We start from the raw sequence: 24591 nt of genomic DNA, 5'->3' as shown, positions 1-24591 counted from the left end.
CAGTCAAGTGAGACGGGCGATCCTCCCGATGGGATATGGGAGTACTACGTCATATTCGCAGGTCAGACGGACGCGGCAGTCAGCCGGTCCAGCTCCTCGGCCGTCAGCTTCAGATCCGCCACCGCCAGCAGCGCCGGCAGCTGCTCCACGGTGCGCGCGCTGGCGATCGGCGCCGCGACGGTCGGCTGCGCCGCCAGCCAGGCCAGCGCCACCGTCGCGACCTCGGCGTCATGCGCCTGCGCGACCTCGTCCAGCGCCACCAGCACCCGCTGTCCGCGCTCGGTCGCCAGGTACTTCCCCGCGCCGCCCGCCCGCGGGCTGTCCACCGTGACGCCGGACCGGTACTTGCCGGTCAGGAAGCCCGAGGCCAGCGCGTAATAGGGGACCGACGACAGGCCGTGCGAGGCGACGACCTCGGCCATCGCCCCCTCGTAGTCCGTGCGCTCCACCAGGTTGTAGAGCTGCTGCAGGGCGACGTACGAGGCCAGCCCCTCCCGCTCGGAGAAGGCCAGCGACTCCGACAGCCGCTCCGGGGAGATGTTGGACGCGGCGATCTGCCGCACCTTGCCCTCGCGCACCAGCTCGTCCAGGGCGCCGAGGATCTCCGCGACGGGGACCTGCGGGTCGTCGAAGTGCGTGTAGTAGAGGTCGATGTGGTCCGTGCCGAGCCGGCGCAGCGATGCCTCCGCGGCGGCCCGGATGTTGCCGGCCCGCAGCCCCTTGAAGTCCGGGTGGCTGCTGACCTTGGTGGCCACCACGATCGCGTCCCGGTTGCCGCGGGAGGCCAGCCACTTCCCGATGAGGGTCTCCGACTCACCGCCCGAGTTGCCCGGGACCCACGCGGAGTAGCCGTCAGCGGTGTCGACGAAGTTGCCGCCGGCCGCCGCGTACGCGTCCAGTACGGCGAAGCTCTGCGCCTCGTCGGCCGTCCAGCCGAACACGTTGCCGCCGAGGGCGAGCGGGAAGACGTCCAGATCAGATGTTCCGATGCGTGCCATGGGCACCTACAACCGGCTGGGAGCCGGCGGTATTCCTGCGGCGGCGTGCCGGGGGAGGCGCCGGCCGAGGTGCCGGCGGGCGGGGCTGGAGACGTGACGGGAGACGTGGCGTCGGTCTCGCAGGCGCACCCGGGGGTGCCCGGGATTCCGCTTGTTCGCTAGGGTCGGGCAGCATGTCGAACCCTGAGAACAACTACGACCCCGCCGGCGACACCCAGATGTTCCGCGCCTTCGTCGAGGAGCCGCAGCAACTGCAGCAGCAGCAGGCCCAGACCGGGTCCGGCAAGCGCACGGGCCTCATCATCGGCATCGTCGTCGCCGTCCTGGTGATCGCCGGAGTCGTCGCGCTCGCGATGCGCTGACGGCACCGCACCACAGCCCCGGCCCGGACCGCGTCGCTCACGTAAGGGTGACGTCCCGGGTCTCGATGTGCATGCCCAGCGGAACCCGCCAGGCGTCCACGCAGACCTCCCAGGTCTGCACCTTGGCGGCACCACCCGCCAGGGGCACCGGCACCGGCTTCGTGGTCTCGATCGTCGCCCAGTCGATGCCGAGGCCGCCGATGATGTGGGTGCCGAAGGTGACGTTGCCGGAAGTCGCCGCTCTGCCGCCGGAATTGGTGAAGGTGACCGTCACCTTCTCGCACCACCGGTCCGCGGCCGGAGCGCGCTTCGGCGTGCTCACGGTCAGCCGCGCGGGCGTTGCGGGCGGCGTCGTGCCCGGTGGGGGCGTGTGCGGCGGGGTCGTTCCCGGCGGTGCGGGTGCCGTCGAGCCGCCGCCTCCCGGCTGCGACGTCCCCGGTGAACCGTTCCCCGGCGTGCCGGTGCCCCCGGGTGTGCTTCCAGGGGTCGTTCCCTGGCCCCCCGCCGAACCGGGAGCCGATCCGGGAGCCGATCCGGGAGAGCTGGGGCCCGATCCGGATCCTGGGGTCGAGCCCGGTGCGGACGGTGTGCCGCTGCCGGGTCCCGGCGGTGCCGGGCCGTCCAGCGGCACCATCACGACCGGACCGACCGGCGGTACGTCCCCCGTCGCGCCGCCCTGCGAGGGACCGACCCCGCCGACCGCCACGTACCCGTCGTCACCGGCCGCTCCGCAGCCGGCCGTCGTCATCGCCAGCAGCAGGGCCACGCCAACCGCCGGGACGGCGAGTGCCGCGCCCCGGCGGCCAGACATCCGTGCTATCGCGACCATCGCGCCAGTCTACTGACGGAACGTCAGCAAGCCAGCGGGCCGGTCTATTCCGCTGTCAGGCCGTCCCGGAGCTGGGCGAGCGTGCGGGTGAGCAGCCGGGAGACGTGCATCTGGGAGATGCCGACCTCCTCGCCGATCTGCGACTGCGTCATGTTCGCGAAGAACCGCAGCATGATGATCTGGCGCTCGCGCGGCGGGAGTTGGGCCAGCAGCGGCTTGAGCGACTCGCGGTACTCCACGCCCTCGAGCGCGGTGTCCTCGTAGCCGAGGCGGTCCGCGAGGGTGCCCTCACCGCTGTCGTCCTCCGGCGGCGGCGAGTCGAGCGAGCTCGCGGTGTAGGCGTTGCCGACCGCGAGGCCGTCGACGACGTCCTCCTCGGACACGCCCAGGCAGACCGCCAGTTCGGCCACCGTCGGCGACCGGTCCAGCTTCTGCGCGAGTTCGTCGCTCGCCTTGGTGAGCGCCAGCCGCAGCTCCTGCAGCCGCCGCGGCACCCGCACCGACCACGACGTATCGCGGAAGAACCGCTTCACCTCGCCGACGATGGTGGGCATCGCGAACGTCGGGAACTCCACGCCGCGGTTGCAGTCGAAGCGGTCGATCGCCTTGATCAGGCCGATCGTGCCCACTTGGACGATGTCTTCCATCGGCTCGTTGCGGCTGCGGAAGCGGGCTGCCGCATACCGAACAAGTGGCAGGTTCAGCTCGATGAGCGTGTCACGCACATAGGTTCGTTCCGGGCTGTCCTGTTCCAGTTCCGCAAGGCGCAGGAACAGCGAACGGGACAGTGTGCGGGTGTCGATGGCTTCGCCGGTGCGTGCATCGATTGGTGCGCTGGTACGGCGCACCTGAGGACTGCCCACCTGAACGGACATGCCACCCCCTTGAGGTCGCGGACGGGTGTCGCGAGCGACGGTTTGTTCCTCCACCTGAATACCGGAGGCCGGGTCGCGACAAACGCGGTTCCTGCAGAATGTCACATGTCGGCAACACGCTGTAGCGCCAAGTCGACATATTTCTGCAGGATGGTTCCTCCTCAAGGGTTACGCTTCGAGCTGGTTTGCGGACCTCAGTCGGGCGAAGCTGCGGGACAGCAGCCGGGACACATGCATCTGCGAGACGCCCAGCTCGGCACTGATCTGGGACTGCGTCAGATTGCCGAAGTACCGCAGCATCAGAATCCGCCGCTCCCGTTCGGGCAGCTGTACGAGCAGATGTCGGACGAGGTCGCGGTGTTCGACTCCGACCAGCGCCGGATCCTCGTACCCGAGCCGGTCCAGCAGCCCCGGAGCGCCGTCGCCCTCCTGCGCGGCCTCCAGCGAGGTCGCGTGGTACGCCCGCCCCGCCTCCAGACAGGCCAGCACCTCCTCCTCGGCCAGCTTCAGCCGCTCGGCGATCTCCCCGGTCGTCGGTGACCGGCCGTGCAGCACCGTCAGGTCCTCGATCGCCCCGCTCACCTGAACCCACAGCTCATGGAGCCGGCGGGGTACGTGAACGGTCCGCACGTTGTCCCTGAAGTAACGTTTGATCTCCCCCACCACGGTGGGCATGGCGAAGGTCGGGAACTGCACCCCGCGCTCCGGATCGAACCGGTCGATCGCGTTGATCAGCCCGATGGTGCCGACCTGGACGACGTCTTCCATCGGCTCGTTGCGGCTGCGGAAGCGGGCCGCCGCGTAGCGGACGAGGGGCAGATTGACCTCGATCAGCGCGGCGCGTACGCGTGCGTGTTCGGGTGTTCCGGGTTCGAGCCCGGAGATCTCCTCGAACAGCACGGTCGTCAGCGCACGCGCTTCCAGGGCATTGGTATTGGGCGTACTCGTCCTACTGCGGGCGAAAGTTGTTGACGCCGTTCGGGCCGACACGGACACACCACCCCTCATCGGTCCACTCATCCGGCAAAAGCGGTCATAGCATCACAATTCATGTGCACTGTACGCAAGCACCTAATAACGCCGTGTTGGGCGGTGAGTTGACCTTGACGGGACACGACAAAGCCCCCTGCCCGGTGGGCGGGGGGCTGAGGCACAGGCCGTGTGACCGGCCAGGGGACCGGCCGGGACGGGTGCGGGGGCTACCGGGCGGACCGGCGGTCCGGCACCGTCAGAAGGGGTAGTCGGCGATCACCCAGGTCGCGAATTCACGCCACTGGCCCGCCGCCGCCTGGTGTGCCGGGTGCTCCAGATACGTCTTCAGACCGGCGGCGTCCGCGACCGACGAGTTGATCGCGAAGTCATACGCGATCGGCCGGTCGGTGACGTTCCAGCCGCACTCCCACGAGGTCAGCTCGGGGATCAGCCCGCCGAGTTCCTCGAACGCCCGCGCTCCGGCGGCGACCCGGGACTCGTCACGGCCGACGCCGTCGTTGAGCTTGAACAGAACCAGATGGCGGATCACGCGGGACTCCTCACCGGCAGCGCGCCGATCAGTTGACCAGCTCGTGCATGAACGTTCCGATGCCTCTTGCGGCGTTCGAAATGCCCTCGAACCCTACCTGCACAAGATCGGCGGCGCGCGCTGGCTGCGTGATGATCGTGTAGAGCACGAAGACCACGAGTATGTACATGGTGACTTTTTTCGCCTGCGCCATGCCCCTTGCCCTCCCCGGCAGCAGTGGCAGCCCCCACCGGCTGTCCCCAGCGTGCGATCGGTGGAGTCTATCCATCGAACGGCCTATTCAGCGGCCCTGCCAGCGGTTCAACCGGCGCTTTAGCACGAAGGTCCCCTTCCTCCTGCCCTCGTCCCGCCGCCCGCCCGGACACGCCGTCAGAAGCCGTGAACGACGAAAGCCCCGGCTCGCATGAGCCGGGGCTTTCGTCGTTACTACGGGTACTGCTCGGTACTGCTCAAGAGCGGTAGCGGTGGGATTTGAACCCACGGTGAAGTTGCCCCCACACACGCTTTCGAGGCGTGCTCCTTAGGCCACTCGGACACGCTACCGAGAGAGAGCTTAGCCCACGTGAGGCCGTGCTCCGAAATCGCCCGAGCGGAAGAAACGCGTGAGGAGGGCTGAGCACTCGTCGGCGAGCACCCCCTGGATGACTTCGGGGCGGTGGTTGAGCCGGCGGTCGCGGACGACGTCCCACAGGGAGCCCACGGCGCCGCCCTTCTCGTCCAGTGCCCCGTACACGACCCGGTCGAGCCGGGAGAGGACGATCGCGCCCGCGCACATGGTGCACGGCTCCAGCGTGACGACGAGCGTGCAGCCGGTCAGCCGCCACGTCCCGACCGCCTTGGCCGCGTCGCGGATCGCGAGCACCTCGGCGTGGGCGGTCGGGTCACCGGTCGCCTCGCGTTCGTTGCGGCCCCGGCCGATGACCACGCCGTCCGGGCCGAGCACGACCGCGCCCACCGGCACATCGCCGGTGCGCGGGGCGAGCCCGGCCTCTTCCAGGGCATGGCGCATCGGCCCGGTCCACGGGTCGCGAAGCGGATCGCGGGGCGGACCGGGCGGGGGTGGCGCGGTGCTCAGCGGACCGCCTCCAGAACGTCGGCACAGCCGATCGCCTCGGCGATCTCACCGAGCGCCTCGCCGGTGAGCGCACCGTCACCGCTGAGGTCCAGCAGCTCCTTGTCGCTCATACCGAGATCGGACAGCAGGCCGGCCTCGCCGAGCGGGCCGGCCGGCACATGGTCCTCGGTGGGGCCGGGGACCACGTCCTCGTCGGCATCGTCGTCGTCGCCGTCCTCGGTGCCGTCGAGGTCGACCAGGTCGTCGAGGGGGTCCTCGGGGTCCCGGCCGAGCAGTTCGTCGGTGAGCAGGATCTCTCCGTACGAACTACGGGCTGCCGCGGCGGCATCGGACACATAGATCCTGGGGTCCTCTTCACCATCGACGCGGATGACGCCGAACCAGGCGTCCTCCTGCTCGATGAAGACCAGAACCGTTTCCTCCTCGGCGATGGCCGCACGGGCCAGGTCGCTCAGGTCGCCGAGGGTTTCCACATCGTCGAGATCAGGTTCGCTCGCTTGCCAACCGTTCTCGTTGCGCGCGAGCAGTGCGGCGAAGTACACCGTGACTCTCCCACAGGTCTCAGGCCGTCCGGACCGGGCGGGGAGGACCCCACCCACTCGGCATCGTGGCAGAAAGCTGGGCTTTGCGAAGGGTCTTCCGCACTCCGACGTGCCAGGTCTTCATCACGTCGGGCTGCGGAGGAGCCTCCAGAGGCGGCTTCCGGCCCGCCCCCGCACCGTTTCCGGACGTTCCGGAGGGCCGGCGGGCTACCAGCGGAAGGTCCGCATTCGCATCGCCTGCCGCATTCGTGCCGCGCGCGCCCTGCGCGGTTGCACGCGCTCGCGCAGCTCCTTGGCCTCGTTCAGTTCGCGCAGGAACATGACCCGGCGTCTGCGGCGCTCCGCGTCGCGTTCTTCCTGGGTCTTGCGTTTGGCCTGCTTGTTCCGCGTTTTCGGCTGACCGGGCTCTTCCGGCTCGTCACCGTTCTCGCTCCGCTCCGGCATGTGGCACCACCCGTGGGGGTCGGGTCACCCGGGGGCGCTCCGGGCGTATGTGCACAGTTTCCCTCTACCGTGCGGTTTGATGCGTGATCGGCGGAGAGTAGGCAGAGCATCGGTGGAGAGATCGGTGGAGGGAGCGAGCGGCGGCGGGGACCCCTGGGACTCGGTTAATGTCGGGTGCATGCGGATCCACGTAGTCGACCACCCGTTGGTCGCGCACAAGCTCACCACCCTGCGCGACGAGCGCACCGACTCGCCGACCTTCCGTCGGCTGGCCGATGAACTCGTCACTCTGCTCGCCTACGAGGCGACCCGTGACGTGCGTACCGAGCAGGTCGACATCCGGACCCCGGTCGCCCCGACCACCGGCGTCCGGCTCTCCTACCCGCGCCCGCTCGTCGTCCCGATCCTGCGGGCCGGACTGGGCATGCTGGACGGCATGGTCCGGCTGCTGCCGACCGCCGAGGTCGGTTTCCTGGGCATGATCCGTGACGAGGAGACCCTGGAGGCGAAGACCTACGCCACCCGGATGCCGCAGGACCTCTCCGGCCGCCAGGTGTACGTCCTCGACCCGATGCTGGCCACCGGCGGCACGCTGGTCGCCGCCATCAACCTGCTCATCGAGCGCGGCGCGGACGACGTCACCGCGATCGTGCTGCTCGCGGCGCCCGAGGGCATCGAGGTCATGGAGCGGGAGCTGGCGGGCAAGCCGGTCACCGTCGTCACCGCGTCGGTCGACGAGGGGCTCAACGAGAGCAGCTACATCGTCCCCGGGCTGGGCGACGCGGGGGACCGGCTGTACGGCACCGCCGGATAGCCGCAGCACGGCCGCGACACGACTGGACGTCGGATGCGAGAAGCCCCGGACCTGGTGGTCCGGGGCTTCTCGGCGTTCTGGGCGTTCTCGGTCTTCCGGTCGCTGTCGTGCCCCTCGCGGCCGGTTCTAGCAGCTGGGCGAGGGCGCCGGGGTCGGGTTGGCCGCGACGGTCAGGGCCTTCGCGGCGTCCTTCGGGTCGGCCAGCTTCGTGTAGGGCGTCCCGATCAGCAGGTCCACGCCCGGTCCTGACCGCTTCGGGTCGATCTTCACCGTGGAGCCCGCGACCTGCGTACCGACGACCCGCGCCGCCCGCTCGCCGGCGGGGCCGGCCACGATCAGCGCCGGGACCGTGACCTTCTTGTCGTACTCGAACGGGGCATTGCTGAACTTAATGACGTGGAAGCCGCGCTTGGCCAGCTCGTCGGCCGTGGTCTTGGCCAGCCCGGCCTTCGCCGTCGCGTTGAAGACGGTGAGCCCGATCGAGGCCGGTGGGGGCAGCGGGGCGGGCTTGCCGGTCGGCTTCGGCGTGGCGGCGGGCGTCGGCTTGCAGCTCGCCGGGGCGGCGTGGGCCTGGGCGGGGCCCTTGTCCTTGCCGCCGGTGAAGACGTCGATGAGTTGTAGCGTGCCCCAGCCGATCAGGCCGAGTACCACCACCGAGGCCACGATGGCCAGGACGGTACGGCCGCGCCTTCGCGGCCGGCCCATTCTCGGGTACTGGTTTCCGGTGATCCGGTACTTCCCGCCCATGCCGGAAGGGGTGAGCATGCTCATGGGCGCAGCGTAGTGCGCTCATCGCCGGAGCGTACTAAATGATCAACGAATGGCGGACAGCCGAACCCGAAAGGGCGAACAGCCGCCTCCGAACAGCCGCCCTCACGGGGCGCGTCCGCAGGCGGGTCCGCGCGGCCGCCTCGGTCAGTCCATCTCCAGGACGCGGGCATGCAGAACCTGGCGCTGCTGGAGCGCCGCCCGGACCGCCCGGTGCAGACCGTCCTCGAGATACAGGTCACCGTGCCACTTCACGACATGCGCGAAGAGGTCGCCGTAGAACGTCGAGTCCTCGGCGAGCAGGGTTTCCAGGTCGAGCTGGCCCTTGGTGGTGACCAGCTGGTCGAGGCGTACCGGACGTGGAGCGACATCCGCCCACTCTCGCGTGCTGACCCGGCCGTGGTCGGGGTACGGCCGCCCGTTTCCGATGCGCTTGAAGATCACACGGAAAGCCTACCGGGCAAGCCCGTGCGGGCGCAGCAGTGGCGGAGGAGTGCAAAGGTGGTATTTACGTCGATAGCCGGACCTAGCGGGAGCCTGCCATGACCGATCCGCAAGCCCAGGCGGCACTTCCGGCCGATCCGCCCGCGGATTCGCCTGTCGGCGCGTCCCCCGCGCAGCCCGCCGGTCCGTCCTCCGAAACGCCGCCCGACGCGTCCGCCGTCCCGTCCCCCGCGCAGCCCGCCCCCGCGGTGGATCTGCCGGGCCCCGCCGCGACGATCCTGGCCGGCTACACCTTCACCGGGCCGGCGCTCGACCTGGGCGCGCTGCTGTGGGACGGCACCTGCCATGCCGACGCGCAGATCCGCATCCCGCTCGGCATGCTCAACCGGCACGGCCTCGTCGCGGGCGCCACCGGCACCGGCAAGACGAAGACGCTGCAGCTCATCGCCGAACAGCTGTCCGCCAACGGGGTGCCGGTGTTCCTCGCCGACGTCAAGGGCGACGTCTCCGGGATCTCCGCGGCCGGTCAGCCGAACGACAAGGTCGCGCAGCGCACCGCCGAGGTCGGGCAGAACTGGGCGGCGTCCGGCTTCCCCGCCGAGTTCTACGCGCTCGGCGGTATCGGCGCCGGCATCCCGCTGCGGGCGACCGTCACCGGCTTCGGCCCGATCCTGATGGCGAAGGTGCTCGGGCTCAACCAGACGCAGGAGCAGTCGCTCGGCCTGATCTTCCACTACGCCGACACCAAGGGCCTGGAGCTGATCGACCTCAAGGACCTGCGGGCCGTCATCGCCTTCCTCACCTCCGACGTCGGCAAGGGCGAGCTCAAGAACATCGGCGGCATCTCGTCCGCCACCGCGGGGGTCCTCATGCGGACCCTGACGGCGTTCGAGGCGCAGGGCGCCGAGCCGTTCTTCGGCGAGCCCGAGTTCGACACCGGTGAACTGCTGCGGACCGCGCCGGACGGGCGCGGGATGGTGTCGGTGCTGGAGCTGCCGGCCGTCCAGGACCGGCCGCAGCTCTTCTCCACCTTCCTGATGTGGCTGCTCGCGGACCTCTTCCAGGACCTTCCGGAGGTCGGCGACATCGACCGGCCCAAGCTGGTGTTCTTCGTCGACGAGGCCCATCTGCTCTTCAACGGCGCGTCGAAGGCGTTCCTCGACGCCATCACCCAGACGGTGCGGTTGATCCGCTCCAAGGGCGTCGGCATCTTCTTCGTCACCCAGACCCCGAAGGACGTGCCCTCGGACGTCCTCGCGCAGCTCGGCAACCGCGTCCAGCACGCCCTGCGCGCCTTCACCCCCGAGGACGCCAAGGCCCTGAAGGCCACCGTCTCGACGTTCCCCAACTCCGCCTACGACCTGGGCGAGCTGCTGACGGCGCTGGGCACCGGCGAGGCCGTCGTCACCGTCCTCAGCGAGAAGGGCGCGCCGACCCCGGTCGCCGCCACCCGGCTGCGGGCCCCGCAGTCCCTGATGGGGCCCATCGAGGCGGCCGCGATGGACACGGCCGTGAAGGCGTCGTCGCTCTACTCCCGCTACGCGCAGGCCGTCGACCGCGAATCGGCCTACGAGAAGCTGAACGCTGCCGCCGGCGCCGCGATGGCGCCGGCCCCCGGCCAGGAAGCCGCTGAGGCGGCCGCGAAGCCCGCGGGAAAGGCGGGCGGGAAGGCGGCGGGGAAAGCGGCCGAGGGGGAGAAGAGCGTCGTGGAGCAGGTCGTCGGCAGCGGCGTCTTCAAATCGCTGACGCGCTCGCTGGGCACCCAGATCGGCCGCGAGATCAGCCGCTCGCTCTTCGGCACGCGCAAGCGCTGACACCAGCTGACACCATCGGCACTCCCGTCGGACGGGCGCCGGCGCCCCCGGAAAAACTTTTCGGCGTTCACTGTCAACCGGACGCGGGGTCCCAGGCGTATGCCTGGTGAGTCCGCGGAGAATCTGGAGTGAGTGTTGACCGTCGAGGAGTTCGAGGAGTTCTACGCGCACGCGGTGGGACGCCTCACGGGTCAGCTCTACGTGATGCTCGGCGACCTGCACGAGGCGCAGGACGTCGTGCAGGAGGCCTTCGTCCGCGGCTGGAGCCGGCGGCGGCAGCTGGACGGCAACGGGGCTCCGGAGGCCTGGATCCGTACGGTCGCCTGGCGGCTCGCGGTGAGCCGGTGGCGCGGCCGCCGGCGCTCCGACGACGCCTGGCAGCGGCACGGCGGCGCGCAGTCCGTCGAGGGACCAGGTCCCGAGCCGGTGGCGCTGGTGTCGGCGCTGCGCGAGCTGTCGCCGCGGCAGCGGCGCACGGTGGTCCTGCACTACGTCTGCGATCTGTCCGTGGACCAGATCGCGGCCGAGACCGGGGTCTCCAGCGGCACCGTCAAGACCCATCTGCACCGGGGCCGGGCGGCGCTCGCCGGCCACCTGACGGATCCGGCCGAGCCGGGCGGGTCCGGTGAGTCCGGCGGTTCCGGCGGTTCCGGTGGTCCGGGCGGTTCCGGCCTTCCGAACGCTTCGCATCGTTCGCACGATTCGCACGCCGAGGAGGCTCCCGGTGCCTGAGCTCCACGACCCCCGCGACCGGCACAGTCCGCACGACCCGGCCAACTCGCACGACCCGGCCAGCTCGGACGATCGACGCGACCCGCACCGTCCGCAGCCGCCGGAGGACGCGCTGACGAGCGCGCTCAAGAACGCCGCCGCCGCCGGGCGGACCGCGGCGGCCCCCGCCCCCGTCGCCGTGATCATGGCGCGCGGCGACCGGGTCCGGCGCCGCCGGACGGCCGCGTACGCGCTCGCCGCCTGCCTGATGGTCGGTGGTACGGGCATCGCGGCGGCAGCCGTCCTGCCGTTCGGCGGCGGAACGGTCGCCCCCGCGACATCGCCCTCCGCTTCGTACCCGGACGGTTCATCCCCGACCCCGCCGCAATCCGGTCCGACGCAGTCGAGGTCCGTCCAGCCCAGCGACACGCCGACCATGACCGGGACGACACACGGCACGGACTCCCACGGCACGGCGACCTTCGGGCCGGGCGGGCCGCCCGCCGGCACGACGCGCTCGACCCTGCAGACCACCTCTCCGCCCGGCTGATCCCGGCCCGGCCGACCGCTGCCCGGCTGATCTCCGCCACCTCCCGCACCACCTCCTGAACGAACCGGTCGCGCCACCGGGCGATCCCGCATGCCCGAAAACGCCCGCACGCGCCCCCCGCCCTCCCGCCCCACCGTCTGGAGCCGAACATGTCCGTCGTACCAGCCCCGCGGACGCGGGAGGCCGAGGCCGAAGTGGGCCCGCACCGGCTGCTGCCGTCCCCCGGACGGGGTGAGAGCCGCCGCCCACGTGAGCACCGTCCACGTGGGCACCGTCCACCGGCGCCGGGACCGGGACCGGCGCGTTCGGCCGCCCACCGGCTGCTCGCCTCGGTCAGCGCCAACGACCGGACGGTGCTCGCGCTCTATCTGCTGACCCGGGCCGGCATCTGGATCACGGCCTACTGCACCGGCTGGCTGTTCACCGGGGACGGCCGCGCCAAGGAGGCACCGCCGCTGCTCTCGCGGTGGGAGCAGTGGGACTGGTCGTACTTCGTCCGCATCGCCCAGTACGGCTACTTCGGCGGCCCCGACGGGTCCGGCTCCGCCCCACCGGACAACCGCGAGGCGTTCTTCCCCGGCCTGCCCCTGCTGCTCCGCGTCGTGCACACCGTCGTGCCCGACTGGACCGTGGCGGGCCTGCTGATCTCGCTCGTCGCCGGGGCCGTCGCGGTCCTGGCCCTCGCCCGAATAGCCCGCCTCCACCTCGCCACCACGGAAGGTGTCCCAGGTCAGGGTGATCCGGGGGAGCACGCGGTGTTCTTCCTGCTGCTGTCGCCCTGCGCGGTGTTCCTGGCCGTCGGCTACACCGAGGCCCTCTTCCTGGCCCTCGCCCTGCCCGCCTGGCTGGCCGCGAAGAAGGGCCGCTGGCCGCTGGCGGCGGTACTGGCCTGCTGCGCCACCACCGTCCGGATCAGCGGACTGTTCGTCGCGGCCGCCCTGGCCGTCGAATTCCTGACCGCCACCGGCCTCCGCGGGCGCCTGCGCGCCCTCCCCTGGCTGGCGCTTCCCGCGGTGCCGGCCCTCGCCTACACCTGGTACCTGCACGCCAGGACCGGTGACTGGATGGCCTGGAAGCACGCCCAGGAACGCGGCTGGTACCGGCAGTTCCACACCCCGTGGGAGGCCTGGCGGAACACCTGGGACTCGGCCTTCTCCCACACCCAGACCACCGGGTACGCCTTGATGTTCCGGGCCGAACTCATCGCGATGGTGGTCGGCCTGCTCCTCCTCGCCCGCCTCCTGCAACGGCGGCGGTGGCCGGAGGCCGTCTACATCGCCCTCACCCTCTGGGCGCTCGGCACCTCGTACTGGTACATGTCCATCCCCCGCGCCACCCTCCTGTGGTGGCCGCTGTGGATCGGACTCGCCCGCTGGACCCTCCACCGCCCCTGGATCCGTACTGCCTACGTCTGCCTGTCCGCCCCCCTGATGACGGTCCTCGCGGTGGCCTTCACCTCCGGCCGCTGGGCCGGCTGAGGGACACGCCCCGGGCCGCCGGCGCCACCTCGTCGCGGCCGATCACCACGAGGTGATCCATCGTCAACTTCCCCAACTCGTAACCGTGGTCGCGGCATCGGCCGTCGCCGATCGAGGGCCCCGGCCGGATTCCCGGTCGGGGCTTTTATCTGTTCGGCCTCAGGATCATCCAGATGAGGACGATCCGTGCCGATGTCCTCTACGATCGCGAATCCGAACGCCCGAGGGCGTCACGGTGCACTGACGGAGTCCGCCGGGCACATTCAGTCCCCGAGCCCGGCCGGCCCGGAGTAGGAGGCAGCTTTGGCGCGAGACACCCCCCTGCTGGCCGTGCGCGGAATCTCCAAACGGTTCGGCGCCGTGCAAGCCCTGAGCGGGGTCGACCTCGAGATCAGGGAAGGCGAGGCGGTCGGCCTGGTCGGCGCCAACGGGGCCGGCAAGTCCACCCTGGTCAAGGTCATCGCCGGGGTGTCGCCGCCGGACAGCGGGGTGATCGAGTGGAAGGGCCGGCCGGTCGACCTCAGGACGCCGCTCGACGCGCAGAACCTGGGCATCGTCGCCGTCCACCAGGACCTGTCGCTCTGCGACAACCTCGACACCGTCGGAAATCTCTTCCTCGGCCGCGAAGTCCGCCGGTTCGGCAGGCTCGACGAGGTCGAGATGGAGAAGCGGTGCCGCGCGCTGCTCAACGTGCTGTCCGTCCGGATCCCCAGCCTGCGCGTCCCGGTCGCCTCGCTCTCCGCCGCGCAGCGCCAGGGCGTCGCCATCGCGCGTGCGCTGCTCGGGGAGCCGCAACTGGTCGTCCTGGACGAGCCCACCGCCGCGCTGGGACCCCAACAGGCCGCCGTGGTCCTCGCCCTGGTCCAGCGGCTGCGGGACCAGCGGCTCGGCGTGCTCCTGGTCAGCCATGAGATGGAGGAGGTCCGTGCGGTCACGGACCGGGTGGCGGTGCTGCGCGTCGGCCGCAACACCGGCTTCTTCGACACGAAGTACACCACCCAGGAGCAGATCGACTCGGCCGTCACCGGCAACCAGGCCATGGCCGTCACCCTCCAGCAGAGCCTGCTGCCGCACGGACTGCCCGAGCAGGACGCCCTCGACGTCGCCACCCGCTATCTGCCCGCGCGGGCGGGAGTCGGCGGCGACTGGTTCGACGTCATCCCGCTGCCGGGCGCCCGCGTCGCGCTGGTCGTCGGGGACATCGTCGGGCACGGCATGCACGCCGCCGCCACCATGGGCCGGCTGCGGACGGCGGTGCACAACTTCTCGATGCTCGACCTGCCGCCCGACGATCTCCTGGCGCACCTCGACGACCTCGTGAGCCGGATGGACAAGGACGACCTGGCGCCGGGCACCGGAACCCCCGCCGCCGGCGCGACCTGCCTGTACGCGATCTACGACCCGGTCTCGCGGCGCTGCGAGCTGGCCCGCGCCGGCCACCTCCCGCCCGCGCTCGTCCACCCCGACGGAACGGTGGAGTACCTCGACGTGCCGGCCGGCCCGCCGCTGGGCCTGGGCGGCCTGCCCTTCGAGGCGGTGGAACACGAACTGCCCGAGGGCAGCAAGCTGGTCCTCTACACGGACGGCCTGGTCGAGGACCGCAGCCGCGACATCGACGTCGGGCTCGACCTCCTCCGCACCGCGCTGGCGGGCGCCGACCGCGATCCGGAGCAGACCTGCGACGCGGTGCTCGACGCACTGCTGCCCGCGGAACCGAAGGACGACGTCGCCCTGCTCGTCGCCCGGGCCCGCGCGCTGCCGGAGGACCGGATCGCCCGCTGGTCCGTACCGTCGGAACCCTCCGCCGTCTCCGCCGTACGGGCCGCGGCCGAGCGGCAGCTGGAGCGGTGGGGACTGGACGAGCTGGCCTTCACCACGGAGCTGATCCTCAGTGAGCTGATCACCAACGCCATCCGCCACGCCGCGGGACCGATCACCGTCCGCCTGCTGCTGGACCGCAGCCTGATCTGCGAGGTCACCGACACCAGCAGCACCTCCCCCCACCTGCGCTACGCGGCCACCACGGACGAGGGCGGCCGCGGCCTGTTCCTCGTCGCCCAACTGGCCGAACACTGGGGTACTCGCTACACCACCGCCGGAAAGATCATCTGGTCCGAACAACGCATCCCCCGGAAGCCGGGTCCTGGCGCGAGCTGGTGACGGAAAGTGATGGACGGTGACCGCCGGCGCCGGCGTCCGCGGGTGGTTCGCCTTGACACCCCTGGTGGGCGGGCGTACAGAGAAGAGATGCGCCAGGGTGTGCCGGCGGACCCGCGAGGGACGCAAGTGACCGGCAGTACCGAGGCGACGCGCACCGGGATCGGTCCCGATGGTGTCCGCCGTTTTCGGCGCGGGCCCGATCCGCCGGAGTCCCGTCAGGCCCCGCCGTCAGCACCGACACCACAGGCCTCGGTGGACGGCGCTGCGACACCGCAGGCCTCGGTGAACGGCGCTGACCGTGCCCGCCCGCCCGCGCCTGCCCAGGAGAGGGACGAGCGGGACGATCTGCTCGCCGCCGCCGTGCGGAAGGTGCTCAGGGACACCGATGCCTACTGCGGCATGGTGTATCTGCGCTCCCGTGACCGGCGCTCGCTCGTGCTGAGCACCGTCGCCGGCGTTCCGGTGTCGGCGCTGGGATCGTTCCGCCGCATCTCCGTGCGCAGTCCGCTGCCCGCTCCGATGGCCTACCGCACCGGCCGCAGTGTGTGCCTGTCGGGGACGGAGGAGACGCTGCGGCGTTTCCCCCAGCTGCTGGTGGGCCTGCCGTACTCGTTCGCCTCCGTCTGCGCGCCGATCGTCGCCGGTCAGGAGACCTTCGGGGTGCTGTGCGGGCTGTGGACGCCCTCCGCCGTCGGGCTGCCGCCGGGCGCCCGCCGGCACCTGCGGACCGCGGCGAACCGGCTGGGCGCCCTGCTGGCGGAGCTGGCCGCCCGGGGGGACCGGGTGGAGGGCGGGGGCGACACGGCGGTGATCGAGCTGCCCACCACGTCGGCCACGGCGATCCGGCTCGGGTTGTTCGACTGGAACCTCGCCACCGGCACCGTCACGGCCGACGACGAGCTGTGCGCGATCTTCGACTGGGCCGCCGGCCAGTTCGACGGCCGGGCCGAGACCCTGGCCGCCCGGATCCACCCGGAGGACCTGCCGGGTTTCTGTTCCGCCGCCCGCAGCGCGCTGGTGGACGGCCGGGGCCTCGCCACGCGGCTGCGGGTGGCGGCCGGACCGAACCGGTCGCGGACCATCGAGGTGCGGGCCAGAACTTCCGAGACCGCTGCTGGTCAAGACCATGATCATTTGTTCGGCACCGTCCTCGACACCGGTACGGGAGTGGCCGCCGCCGAGGCCGTGGAGCGGCTGCGGCAGGGCATCCTCTCGCTCGACCCGGACGGCCGGATCACCTACGCGAACCTCGGCGCCGAGCTGCTGCTGGGCGCCCATCGCGAGGAGATGCTCGGACGGCAGCTGTGGGACTGCCTGAGCTGGCTCTCCGACCCCGCGTACGAGGACAGTCACCGAGCGGCGATGATCTCCCGCCAGTCCACCGCGTACCTCGCCTGCCGCCCGCCCGACCGGTGGCTGGCCTTCGCCTTCTACCCCGACGCGCACGGGGTCACCGGCACCGTCGTCCCGGCGAAGGGGCCCCCCGAGCACGACGGTCCGGCGCCGCAGCCGACCGAGGCCGGGCAGACCCCGGCCGCGGCCTTCGGGCCGTCGACCCCAGCGCGCCGCACCGGGGTCGGGGCCATCTACCGCCTGTTGGAACTGGCCAGCACACTGACCCAGGCCGTCACGGTCCATGAGGTGTGCACGGCCGTCGCGGAGCAGATTCTGCCGGCCTTCGGCGGCCAGGAGCTGGCGATCTACGTCGTCGCCGGGAACCGGCTGAACCTCGCCCACCAGGTGGGCTACCCCGAGGAGTTCCTGGACCGCTTCGAGGGCACGCCGATGGGGGCCCGGCTGCCCGGGGTGGAGACGCTGAGCACCGGTGCGCCGATCTTCTTCGCGTCCGTCGACGAGCTGTCCGGCGCCTACCCCGGCATACCGCTGGACGAGATGTGCGCCTGGGCCTTCCTCCCGCTGATCGCCTCCGGGCACCCCGTCGGCAGCTGCATCCTGGGCTTCGACGAGCCCCACCCGTTCACGTCCGAGGAACGCGGCGTGCTGACCGCCCTCGGCGGCCTGATCGCCCAGGCGCTGGAGCGCGCCCGGCTGTACGACACCGAGTTCGCCCTCGCCCGCGGCCTGCAGAACGCGCTGCTGCCGCACCGGCTGCCCGAGGTGCCCGGTGTCGCCATCGCGGCCCGCTATCTGCCGGGCACGCAGAGCATGGAGATCGGCGGGGACTGGTACGACGCGATCGTCACCGCGCAGGGACTCTGCCTGGTCATCGGTGACGTCGAGGGCCACAGCGTGGCCGCCGCCGCCACCATGGGCCAACTCCGCAGCGCGGTACGGGCCTTCGCCACCAGCGGCTGCGAGCCGAACGAAGTGCTGGTCCGCACCAACCGGCTGCTGGCCGATCTCGACCCCGGCCTGCTCGCCAGCTGCTGTCTGATCCAGCTGGACCGGACCGCGGGCCGGGCCCGTATCGCGCGCGCCGGCCACCTCCCCCCGCTGCTGCGGCACGCCGACGGCCACACCGACGTGCTGGAGTTCGCGGGCGGCGCCCTGCTCGGCGTCGATCCGCAGGCGGAGTACCCGATCAGTGAACTGGTGCCGCCGCCGGGATCGGTGCTCGCCCTGTACACCGACGGCCTGGTCGAGGAGCCGGGGATCCCGATCGACGAGGGCATCGACCGGCTGCGGGTCTCGCTCGCCCACGCCGACGCGAGCTCGCTGGAGGAACTCGCCGACCGGCTGCTGACCGACGCCCGTCTTTCGACGCACCGCGCGGACGACGTGGCACTGCTGCTGACCGCGTTCGACGCCTAGGGCCTGTCGTCTGGATCTCCGCGGCGTCGCGGTGTCCAGCACGCACATCTGCCGCGTTGTCGTCGGTCGACGACGCTCCGCGTCGCCTCCCTCCTCCGCCTTGCAGCTGCACGCACCGGACACCGCTCCTTCCCCCACGGAGATCCAGACGACAGACCCTAGGGCCGCCTGTCCGGCCGATCACGGTCGCATACGGCTGGTCATGGACCGCATGGATCGTACGGATCGCACGGGCGGCCGTACCCGCAGGAATCCCGCGCCGGCAATAACGCTGTCATTAACGCTGGTAATAACACCGCGCAAGCGGGTGAACAGCTCGCTGCAACGTTCGACGACCGGCCTCCGCACGGTATGCCTCCCGGTGCTGCTCAACTGATCAACCGTCAGAATTGGCTGGTGCGCCGGCCCTGCACTGGAGGGTTCATGAGATCGATTCCGCGAGGCCGACGTACCTGGGCCGGCATCGTCACCACGGTGACGGCCACGATGATGGCCACGGTCGCGACGGTCGGTGCGGCGGGCCCGGTACCCGCGCACCATGACGACCTCAGCCCGGAGATCAGGGCGATCATGGACAAGCCCGCCTATGAGCACGCCCAGTGGGGCCTGCTCGAGGTCGAGGGCTCGACCGGACGCGTCGTCCACTCGCAGTACCCGGACCAGTTCTTCATCCCCGGTTCGACGGGCAAGCTGGTCAGCGTGTCGAGCGCCTGGCACGCGCTGGGCGGCGAGCACCGATTCACCACCCCGGTGCAGGCTCTCGGCCGCCGGACCGGCAGCGTCCTGAACGGCTCGCTGGCGCTGGTCGCCCAGGGCGACCTCACCATGGGCGGCCGGACGAAGCCGGACGGCTCCGTCGCCTACACCCCGATCGACCACACCTATGCGAACGACGTTCCGGGCGCCACGCTCACTCCCGAGAACCCGCTCGCGGGCCTGGACATGATCGCCCAACAGGTGCGCAGGTCGGGCCTCACCAAGGTCCAGGGCGACGTCGCCATCGACTCCCGGATCTTCTCCACCGCCTCCGCCCCGCAGCTGGACCCGCTCCCGACCCCGCTCATCATCAACGACAACGTCATCGACCTGCTGACCACCGCGACGACCCCCGGCCGTCCCGCGCAGCTCAGCTGGCGGCCCCAGGTCGCGCCCTACCAGGTGACGTCGACCGTGAAGACGGTCGCGGCGGGCGGCACGACGAACATCGTGGTCAACGCCTCACCGGACGGCACCCGCATCAGCCTGTCGGGGACGATCGCGGCCGGCGCGAAGCCGGAGCTGCGGATCTCCCCCGTCCAGGACCCGGCGGCGTTCGGGCGCACCGCGCTGATCGAGGCACTCGCCAGGGCGGGGGTCACCGTCACCGCACACCCGACAGGACCGAACCCGTCCGGCCTGCTGCCGCGTTCCTACGCCGGCACGCAGCGCGTCGCCGCGTACGTCTCGCCGATCTTCGCCGAGTACACGAAGCTGATCTTCAAGGTCAGCCACAACCTCGGGGCGAACCTCACGATCTGCCTGATGGCCGTCTCGACGGGCAGCCACGCATGCGCGGACGGCTTCGGCGTGATCAACAGCTTCCTGCGCCAGGCCGGCATCGACCCGACCCAGGTCCAGATGCTCGACGGCCGCGGCGGCAACCCCAACGACCGGGTCACCCCGCGCGTGGAGGACGAGATCCTGCACTACTGGCAGGGGACCGAGGAGGCGAAGCGCTTCCGTGAGGCGCTGCCGATCCTCGGGGTGGACGGCTCGCTGACCTCCGTCTGCGAGGGATCCCCCACCTGCCCGGGCAAGGGCAAGGTATGGGGCAAGCCCGGCACCTTCGCCGGCTTCGACGCCGTCAACCAGCGGGCCACCGTCGGCGCCTGGACCCTCGGCGGCTACCTCGCCGCGGGCCACGGAAAGCTGAACACCTTCTACATCGCCATGACCGGCGCCTCCGCCCCGGACATCAACGGAGTCCTCGCCATCGGCAACGACGTGGCCCGGATCGCCGGCCTCCTGCAGCAGGAGGCGGAGGCCAGGAGCCACGCCTGACCGGTTCGCCGGTTCGCTGATCAACCGGTTCACGGTTCACCGGTCACCGGTTCGCCGCGTATCCGGCCGGTAGGGATGCGGCACACGACGAAGGCCCCGGCCGGACACCATCCGGCAGGGGCCTTCGACGCATGGCGCTGCCCATCGACGCGGGTCACAGGCCACGGGCCACGGGGCACGGATTACGGAGTACGGGGTCGCGGGTCGCGGGTCATGCCGGAGGCCGTCCCGTGCCGATGTGGGTGCGGCGTAGCGCGACCAGGCTGCGCCAGCGTTCGCGGGTTCGCTGCTCTCCGTCGATCCACCGGGCTCGCGCGGTGTGCGCGGGGAGCGGGAGACCGGCCATGAAGTGTGCGATTTCGACGTAGTAGGTGTAGTCGCCGCTCCGCGTCAGTTCGCGCAGGCGGACGATCCCGGAAGCGAGGTCGTCCCGGGCGTCGAGAACCGCATGGTGGAAGCACAGGGCCAGCTGGAGTTTGGCCGCGGCGTAGGAAATACCGGAGACATCGATCTCGACGAGAAGAACGGCGGCCCGGTCCGGCAGGTCCGCCGCGTACCCGGCGTCGCGTACCAGTGCGGCGATGCGAGCGGTCATCTCGGTGGAGCGAAGGCTGAGAGGTGCCAGGAGCCGGGTCGCCAGGTCGAGTTCATCGTCGGCCCGGAGGGGGTCGGCGAACGCGACGGCGAAGGCGAGATGGGCCTGGGTCATCGCGGTCTCGCCGGCCGCTCCGTGCTCTTCCGCTTCGCCGCGGTTGGCCAGGTAGGCGGCAGCGGCCTGTTCCATGTCGCCCTGCACCCACCACACGTCCCCCAGCACGCGCCGGCTCCGCCCCTCCCAGCCCAGCCTCCCGGCGGCTTCCACGGCTGCGGGGAAGTCTCCGGACAGTCGGCTGAGATGTGCCAGGCCGCGTCCGGCGGCCAGGACCAGCCGGCCTCCGCCGGAGGCGACGCGCTGCATGCCCCGGCGTGACTCGTCGGTCAGGCCGATGTCCCGCTGGGCCTTCGCCAGGTAGTACGTGGCCAGTTCGACCAGGTCATCGGGGAGCCGTCCCGACGCCAGGACGGCGGTGAGCCGGTCGGCCGTACGTTCCCGGTGCTCAAGATGGCGGCGGGTGATGGTGCTGAGCGTTTCCACCAGGGCGTCCGCGGCACTCTGCCGGCCGCTCAGTGAGGTTTCACCCGTGGCAGGGAAGGCGAGCGGTTCCCACAGGGAATCCGCCACGTACTGGAACGAGGCATCGGCGAGCCAGTCCAGTCCGAGGTCGAAGTCCCGTGCGAGGAGCAACCCCTGCTGGAGGCAGCCGACCAGGACGGCGCGGTCGCGTCGCGGATCCTGGCGCCACTGCGCTCCCAGGGCGCGGAAGGCGCGCCGGGCCGCGCGCCGCCAGTCCTGCTCCGACCAGCGGTCGTCACTGCCGTCGTCCGCGTTGCGGATGGCGGAGCGGATGAGGTCATGGACATGGAAGGGCCATACGCCGGAGGCGGATTCCCGGATGAAGGGCCGCTCGGTCAGCCGCAGGGCGGGCGCGTCGTGGTCCATGCCGGCGACCTCGGTGGCCAGGGACACGGAGAAGGCGCTGAGCAGGCTCACCGACCGCAGTACCTGACGCTCCTCGGCGGTCAGATCGCTGAGCGTGCGGGCGATCAGGGCGGGGAAGTCGTGGTCGAAGTCCGCGACGTGCGGCTGTCGGCCGCCGCGCCGGATTTCCAGGTAGCGCATGACCGACAGATCCAGGTGCAGGGGCAGCCCGTGGGAGCGCTCGGCGATGATCCGGCGGACCGGTTCGTCGATCAGCGGCCGCCCGTCCCGGCTGAGCCTGCGGGCGAGGTAGTCCTCGCAGTCCTCGCGGGAGAAGTCGCCGATCAGGATCTGCCGGGCGGACGCGTCCGCCCGGGGATACGCGGCGTCGCCGGGGACGAGGCCGGGCCAGGCGTTCGGACCGGCCCAGTCGAGTTGCCCTTCCACGGCCGTTTCCGCCCACTGGAGGCGGTTGCGTCCGGTGACGACGAAGAACGCGTTGGGCATCAGCCACACGATGCGCTGGAGCAGGAGCTCGAAGTCACGGTGGGTGCGGTCGCCGGTGTCCTCGAAGGTGTCCAGCAGGATCACGGGCACCGCGCTCTTGTCCGCCGGGAGCTGGGCGAGGTCCCAGGCGAGGAGGTGCGGGTAGAAGCTGAGGGCATCCAGGTCGGGCTCCGCCTCCAGCAGGTCGGCCAGCCGGGCACAGCCGGCGAGGGCGCGCACGGACTGACGCCGCTCACGCAACGCCCCGACCAGTGCGCCGACCCCGTGGCCGAGTGCCCCGCCGACGGTGCCGGGCAGGAGCAGGGCCTGGGCGACGTCGCCCAGGGCCGACTGCATCTGTTGAGGCAGCGCGGCAGCGGCACTGAAGCGGCTGAGCAGCCCGCCCCGGCGCAGATAGTCCTCGATCGGCTCGCCCGGGTGGTTGTGCTCCCAGTAGCGGCGCAGGGCCAGGTCGAAGGCGGGCATCGGCCGGCCGAGCGCGGCGACGGCGAGGCGGATGGTGAGGATGATGCGCTCGAAGTCCGTGCCCGCGGAGCGCGCGAGGTCGATACGGACGGGCAGCGTCCGCTCCTCGGGGTGGAACGGTGAGTCCCACTGCGCGGGGCGGTGCTCGCTGTGGGTGAGCGATGCTTCGATCTTGCGGGAGAGCGTGGACTTCCCGATGCCGCCCACACCGTGGAAGACGAGGACGTTGCGGCGGGGACTCTCCAGGTCCTCCACGTCGAAGCCCGTGCCGCTCACCTGCCGTAGGTGTTCCGCGAGGCAGGTCGTCACCGCCTGCCACTGCGCCTGCCGGTTGGTGAACGCCTCATTCGCGGAGATGCTCCGGTCGTTCGAGGTGAACAGCGTTCGAAGATCCCGCCCTGCCACGGCTCGCCCCCCTGACGATCAACTGGAGCCAATCTATGCTCTCTTGAGGACAGCCTGACAAGGCCTCATTCAGGCCTCAGCCACGCGACCCGCACGACAGCGAAAGCACGACAGCGCGAGTAGGACAGCGCGAGTAGGACAGCACGAGTGCGACCGTTCCCGCAGCGTTCATGAAACGGACTTCCCTCACTGTGCGCCCCATACCCACCTGCGTGTTGAGCAGCAGCGCTCCGCCCTTCGCCGAGGGCGGGCACGACCCGGACCGGTTCGTGGAGATCGGTTCGTTCACCAAGGTCCTGACCGGCACAGTGCTCGCGCGGATGACCGCCGCCGGCCTGCTCGACCTGGACGATCCCGTGGAGCGCCTGCTCAACCGGGTGCCGGCGGGCACCGGAATCACCCTGCGGCAGCTGGCCGAGCACACCTCGGGTCTGCCCCGGCTGCCGCCCGGCCTGTCACGCGGAGACCCGTACGCGCCCTTCGACCAGGACGCGTTGTCGGCGCTCCTGAGCCGTCTCGACTCGCTCACCGTCAGGCCCGCCGGGCAGGCGGAGGAGTACTCCAACTTCGGTTACGCCGTACTCGGTGCGGCACTGGTCGCCGCCGGCGGCCGGCCCTACGAGGAGCTCGTACGGGAGCACGTGCTCGACCCGCTCGGCGTCCACGAGGTGACGGCCCGGCCCCCCGCCGACCGGCGCCTGTGCGCCACCGGGTGGTTCGGCCGGGAACGGGCGCCGTGGACGATGACCGGGGCGATCCTGCCCGCGGGAGGAATGTGGGCCACCCCGCGCGCCACGGCCGGCCTGCTCACCGGCCTGCTCCTGGACCGGACGCTGGGTCCTCCCGCACTGTCATGGCAGTCGGCCGGCCCGCTGAAATGGCACAACGGCGCGACCCGCGATGCCTCCGTCTTCGCCGGAGCCTTCCCCGAGACAGGCCGCTGGGTACTGGTCCACCGACTCGGCGGAAGCTCCGACGGCACCGATGAAGCCGGTGTGGAGCACCTGCGGAAGGCCGAAGCCACGACGTGAGGCCGTGAAGCCGTGAGGCCTGAGGCCGGGCAGGCCGGTCAGGCCGGTCAGGCCAGGAAGCGCTCGACGGCCTCGCGGGCACGGGCGTTCGAGGCCGCGGCGTCGGCCAGCGCCTGGGCCAGGGCGTCGATCCACTCGTCCAGGCCCACCTGGCGCCGCGAGAGCACGATGCCGCGGACCTCCTTGCAGATCTCCCCGACCACCACGGCCCGGTCCACCCGCAGCGCGAGCCGGCGCTCCCCGAGGGTGACGTCCAGTCCGGTGACCGACCCGTCGCGCCCGGCCATCCGGTCCGCGACGGAGCGCTTGCGCTTGACCTGCACCGCGCCGGGCGGCAGCGAGTCCACCAGGTTCACCGACAGCACTTCGGCGTAGAGGTTCAGGTCCGCGCTGTCCCGGCGCAGCGCCGCGGCCAGCAACTCCACTTCCCGTTCAGGCACCTCGGGAATCTCAGGGTTCTCAGGAT

At 71.2% G+C, this 24591-nt stretch carries 22 protein-coding genes, 1 tRNA gene and 1 pseudogene; 10 read left to right on the top strand and 14 right to left on the bottom strand.

What is annotated here, in order from left to right; all coding sequences use genetic code 11:
* Window positions 1-62: 62 nt before the first annotated feature.
* The gene (locus tag LNW72_RS19815; RefSeq protein WP_250976624.1) at window positions 63-998 is read right to left on the bottom strand and encodes an aldo/keto reductase; all 936 of its coding nucleotides are present in this window, start codon (window positions 996-998) and stop codon (window positions 63-65) included.
* 173 nt (window positions 999-1171) lie between these two features.
* Here LNW72_RS19815 and LNW72_RS19810 point away from each other — a divergent pair, with 173 nt between their 5' ends.
* The gene (locus LNW72_RS19810) at window positions 1172-1360 is read left to right on the top strand and encodes a hypothetical protein (protein WP_138356277.1); all 189 of its coding nucleotides are present in this window, start codon (window positions 1172-1174) and stop codon (window positions 1358-1360) included.
* Window positions 1361-1397: 37 nt separating this feature from the next.
* Here the strand turns inward: LNW72_RS19810 and LNW72_RS19805 are convergent, their stop codons facing one another.
* From LNW72_RS19805 to LNW72_RS19765, 9 genes are all read right to left on the bottom strand, one after another.
* A complete protein-coding gene (locus LNW72_RS19805) occupies window positions 1398-2189 on the bottom strand; it encodes a hypothetical protein (RefSeq protein ID WP_250976623.1) in 792 nt (263 codons plus the stop codon).
* Window positions 2190-2233: 44 nt separating this feature from the next.
* Window positions 2234-3064: an RNA polymerase sigma factor SigF gene (locus LNW72_RS19800; protein WP_138356276.1), complete on the bottom strand. Its 831-nt coding sequence runs from the start codon at window positions 3062-3064 to the stop codon at window positions 2234-2236.
* Window positions 3065-3232: 168 nt separating this feature from the next.
* The gene (locus LNW72_RS19795; RefSeq protein ID WP_138356275.1) at window positions 3233-4060 is read right to left on the bottom strand and encodes an RNA polymerase sigma factor SigF; all 828 of its coding nucleotides are present in this window, start codon (window positions 4058-4060) and stop codon (window positions 3233-3235) included.
* A 232-nt stretch (window positions 4061-4292) separates the two neighbouring features.
* Window positions 4293-4586 (bottom strand): Dabb family protein, encoded by a 294-nt coding sequence (locus LNW72_RS19790; protein WP_250976622.1) that lies wholly within the window; start codon window positions 4584-4586, stop codon window positions 4293-4295.
* 28 nt (window positions 4587-4614) lie between these two features.
* Window positions 4615-4779, bottom strand: a complete 165-nt coding sequence (locus tag LNW72_RS19785) for a hypothetical protein (protein ID WP_250976621.1) — start codon at window positions 4777-4779, stop codon at window positions 4615-4617.
* A 263-nt stretch (window positions 4780-5042) separates the two neighbouring features.
* Window positions 5043-5129 (bottom strand) — tRNA-Ser (locus LNW72_RS19780).
* A gap of 10 nt (window positions 5130-5139) precedes the next feature.
* Window positions 5140-5595 carry a tRNA adenosine(34) deaminase TadA gene (gene tadA, locus LNW72_RS19775; protein ID WP_250976620.1) on the bottom strand — a complete coding sequence of 152 codons (456 nt, stop codon included), beginning with the start codon at window positions 5593-5595 and terminating at the stop codon, window positions 5140-5142.
* A 62-nt stretch (window positions 5596-5657) separates the two neighbouring features.
* On the bottom strand, window positions 5658-6203 hold the full coding sequence (locus LNW72_RS19770; protein WP_250976619.1) for a hypothetical protein: 546 nt from the start codon (window positions 6201-6203) through the stop codon (window positions 5658-5660).
* A 207-nt stretch (window positions 6204-6410) separates the two neighbouring features.
* Window positions 6411-6647, bottom strand: a complete 237-nt coding sequence (locus LNW72_RS19765) for a hypothetical protein (RefSeq protein WP_250976618.1) — start codon at window positions 6645-6647, stop codon at window positions 6411-6413.
* Window positions 6648-6825: 178 nt separating this feature from the next.
* On the opposite strand from LNW72_RS19765, the gene upp reads away from it, so the two are divergent.
* Window positions 6826-7461 (top strand): uracil phosphoribosyltransferase, encoded by a 636-nt coding sequence (gene upp / locus LNW72_RS19760; protein WP_250976617.1) that lies wholly within the window; start codon window positions 6826-6828, stop codon window positions 7459-7461.
* 126 nt (window positions 7462-7587) lie between these two features.
* Here the strand turns inward: upp and LNW72_RS19755 are convergent, their stop codons facing one another.
* Together LNW72_RS19755 and LNW72_RS19750 are read right to left on the bottom strand one after the other, a co-directional pair.
* The gene (locus LNW72_RS19755) at window positions 7588-8232 is read right to left on the bottom strand and encodes a LytR C-terminal domain-containing protein (protein ID WP_250976616.1); all 645 of its coding nucleotides are present in this window, start codon (window positions 8230-8232) and stop codon (window positions 7588-7590) included.
* Between the two features lie 144 nt (window positions 8233-8376).
* Window positions 8377-8673: a type II toxin-antitoxin system VapB family antitoxin gene (locus tag LNW72_RS19750; RefSeq protein ID WP_138356234.1), complete on the bottom strand. Its 297-nt coding sequence runs from the start codon at window positions 8671-8673 to the stop codon at window positions 8377-8379.
* A 98-nt stretch (window positions 8674-8771) separates the two neighbouring features.
* On the opposite strand from LNW72_RS19750, the gene LNW72_RS19745 reads away from it, so the two are divergent.
* The 7 genes and pseudogenes from LNW72_RS19745 (at window position 8772) to dacB (ending at window position 20198) form a co-directional block, all read left to right on the top strand.
* Window positions 8772-10487 (top strand): helicase HerA-like domain-containing protein, encoded by a 1716-nt coding sequence (locus tag LNW72_RS19745; RefSeq protein WP_250976615.1) that lies wholly within the window; start codon window positions 8772-8774, stop codon window positions 10485-10487.
* Between the two features lie 135 nt (window positions 10488-10622).
* A pseudogene (locus LNW72_RS19740) lies at window positions 10623-11093 on the top strand (SigE family RNA polymerase sigma factor); the annotation flags it as partial.
* Window positions 11094-11211: 118 nt separating this feature from the next.
* Window positions 11212-11748 carry a hypothetical protein gene (locus LNW72_RS19735; protein ID WP_250976613.1) on the top strand — a complete coding sequence of 179 codons (537 nt, stop codon included), beginning with the start codon at window positions 11212-11214 and terminating at the stop codon, window positions 11746-11748.
* A gap of 149 nt (window positions 11749-11897) precedes the next feature.
* Window positions 11898-13226, top strand: a complete 1329-nt coding sequence (locus tag LNW72_RS19730; protein WP_250976612.1) for a mannosyltransferase family protein — start codon at window positions 11898-11900, stop codon at window positions 13224-13226.
* A 330-nt stretch (window positions 13227-13556) separates the two neighbouring features.
* Window positions 13557-15386: a SpoIIE family protein phosphatase gene (locus tag LNW72_RS42095; protein WP_374117414.1), complete on the top strand. Its 1830-nt coding sequence runs from the start codon at window positions 13557-13559 to the stop codon at window positions 15384-15386.
* A 252-nt stretch (window positions 15387-15638) separates the two neighbouring features.
* On the top strand, window positions 15639-18158 hold the full coding sequence (locus LNW72_RS19715) for a SpoIIE family protein phosphatase (protein ID WP_250976611.1): 2520 nt from the start codon (window positions 15639-15641) through the stop codon (window positions 18156-18158).
* Between the two features lie 423 nt (window positions 18159-18581).
* A complete protein-coding gene (gene dacB, locus LNW72_RS19710) occupies window positions 18582-20198 on the top strand; it encodes a D-alanyl-D-alanine carboxypeptidase/D-alanyl-D-alanine-endopeptidase (protein ID WP_250976610.1) in 1617 nt (538 codons plus the stop codon).
* Window positions 20199-20409: 211 nt separating this feature from the next.
* Here dacB and LNW72_RS19705 read toward each other — a convergent pair whose 3' ends face one another.
* Complete coding sequence (locus tag LNW72_RS19705; RefSeq protein ID WP_250976609.1) at window positions 20410-23094, bottom strand: ATP/GTP-binding protein; 2685 nt, start codon at window positions 23092-23094, stop codon at window positions 20410-20412.
* Between the two features lie 212 nt (window positions 23095-23306).
* Between LNW72_RS19705 and LNW72_RS19700 the strand changes: the two genes are divergently transcribed.
* Window positions 23307-24125, top strand: a complete 819-nt coding sequence (locus tag LNW72_RS19700) for a serine hydrolase (protein WP_308401988.1) — start codon at window positions 23307-23309, stop codon at window positions 24123-24125.
* 47 nt (window positions 24126-24172) lie between these two features.
* Here the strand turns inward: LNW72_RS19700 and LNW72_RS19695 are convergent, their stop codons facing one another.
* Complete coding sequence (locus tag LNW72_RS19695; RefSeq protein ID WP_250976608.1) at window positions 24173-24565, bottom strand: hypothetical protein; 393 nt, start codon at window positions 24563-24565, stop codon at window positions 24173-24175.
* Window positions 24566-24591 lie beyond the last annotated feature (26 nt).

The sequence above is a fragment of the Streptomyces sp. RKAG293 genome, assembly GCF_023701745.1.
GTDB lineage: Bacteria > Actinomycetota > Actinomycetes > Streptomycetales > Streptomycetaceae > Actinacidiphila.
The sequence above is the reverse complement of the archived record's forward strand: the minus strand, read 5'-3'. Positions and strand labels throughout refer to the sequence as shown.

Coding starts and splice junctions, on each gene's coding strand:
- LNW72_RS19745 (WP_250976615.1), top strand. CDS start 8,772: ATGACCGATCCGCAAGCCCAGGCGGCACTTCCGGCCGATCCGCCCGCG.
- LNW72_RS19730 (WP_250976612.1), top strand. CDS start 11,898: ATGTCCGTCGTACCAGCCCCGCGGACGCGGGAGGCCGAGGCCGAAGTG.
- dacB (WP_250976610.1), top strand. CDS start 18,582: ATGAGATCGATTCCGCGAGGCCGACGTACCTGGGCCGGCATCGTCACC.
- upp (WP_250976617.1), top strand. CDS start 6,826: ATGCGGATCCACGTAGTCGACCACCCGTTGGTCGCGCACAAGCTCACC.
- LNW72_RS19805 (WP_250976623.1), bottom strand. CDS start 2,189: ATGGTCGCGATAGCACGGATGTCTGGCCGCCGGGGCGCGGCACTCGCC.
- tadA (WP_250976620.1), bottom strand. CDS start 5,595: ATGCGCCATGCCCTGGAAGAGGCCGGGCTCGCCCCGCGCACCGGCGAT.
- LNW72_RS19815 (WP_250976624.1), bottom strand. CDS start 998: ATGGCACGCATCGGAACATCTGATCTGGACGTCTTCCCGCTCGCCCTC.
- LNW72_RS19810 (WP_138356277.1), top strand. CDS start 1,172: ATGTCGAACCCTGAGAACAACTACGACCCCGCCGGCGACACCCAGATG.
- LNW72_RS19800 (WP_138356276.1), bottom strand. CDS start 3,064: ATGTCCGTTCAGGTGGGCAGTCCTCAGGTGCGCCGTACCAGCGCACCA.
- LNW72_RS19765 (WP_250976618.1), bottom strand. CDS start 6,647: ATGCCGGAGCGGAGCGAGAACGGTGACGAGCCGGAAGAGCCCGGTCAG.
- LNW72_RS19755 (WP_250976616.1), bottom strand. CDS start 8,232: ATGAGCATGCTCACCCCTTCCGGCATGGGCGGGAAGTACCGGATCACC.
- LNW72_RS19785 (WP_250976621.1), bottom strand. CDS start 4,779: ATGGCGCAGGCGAAAAAAGTCACCATGTACATACTCGTGGTCTTCGTG.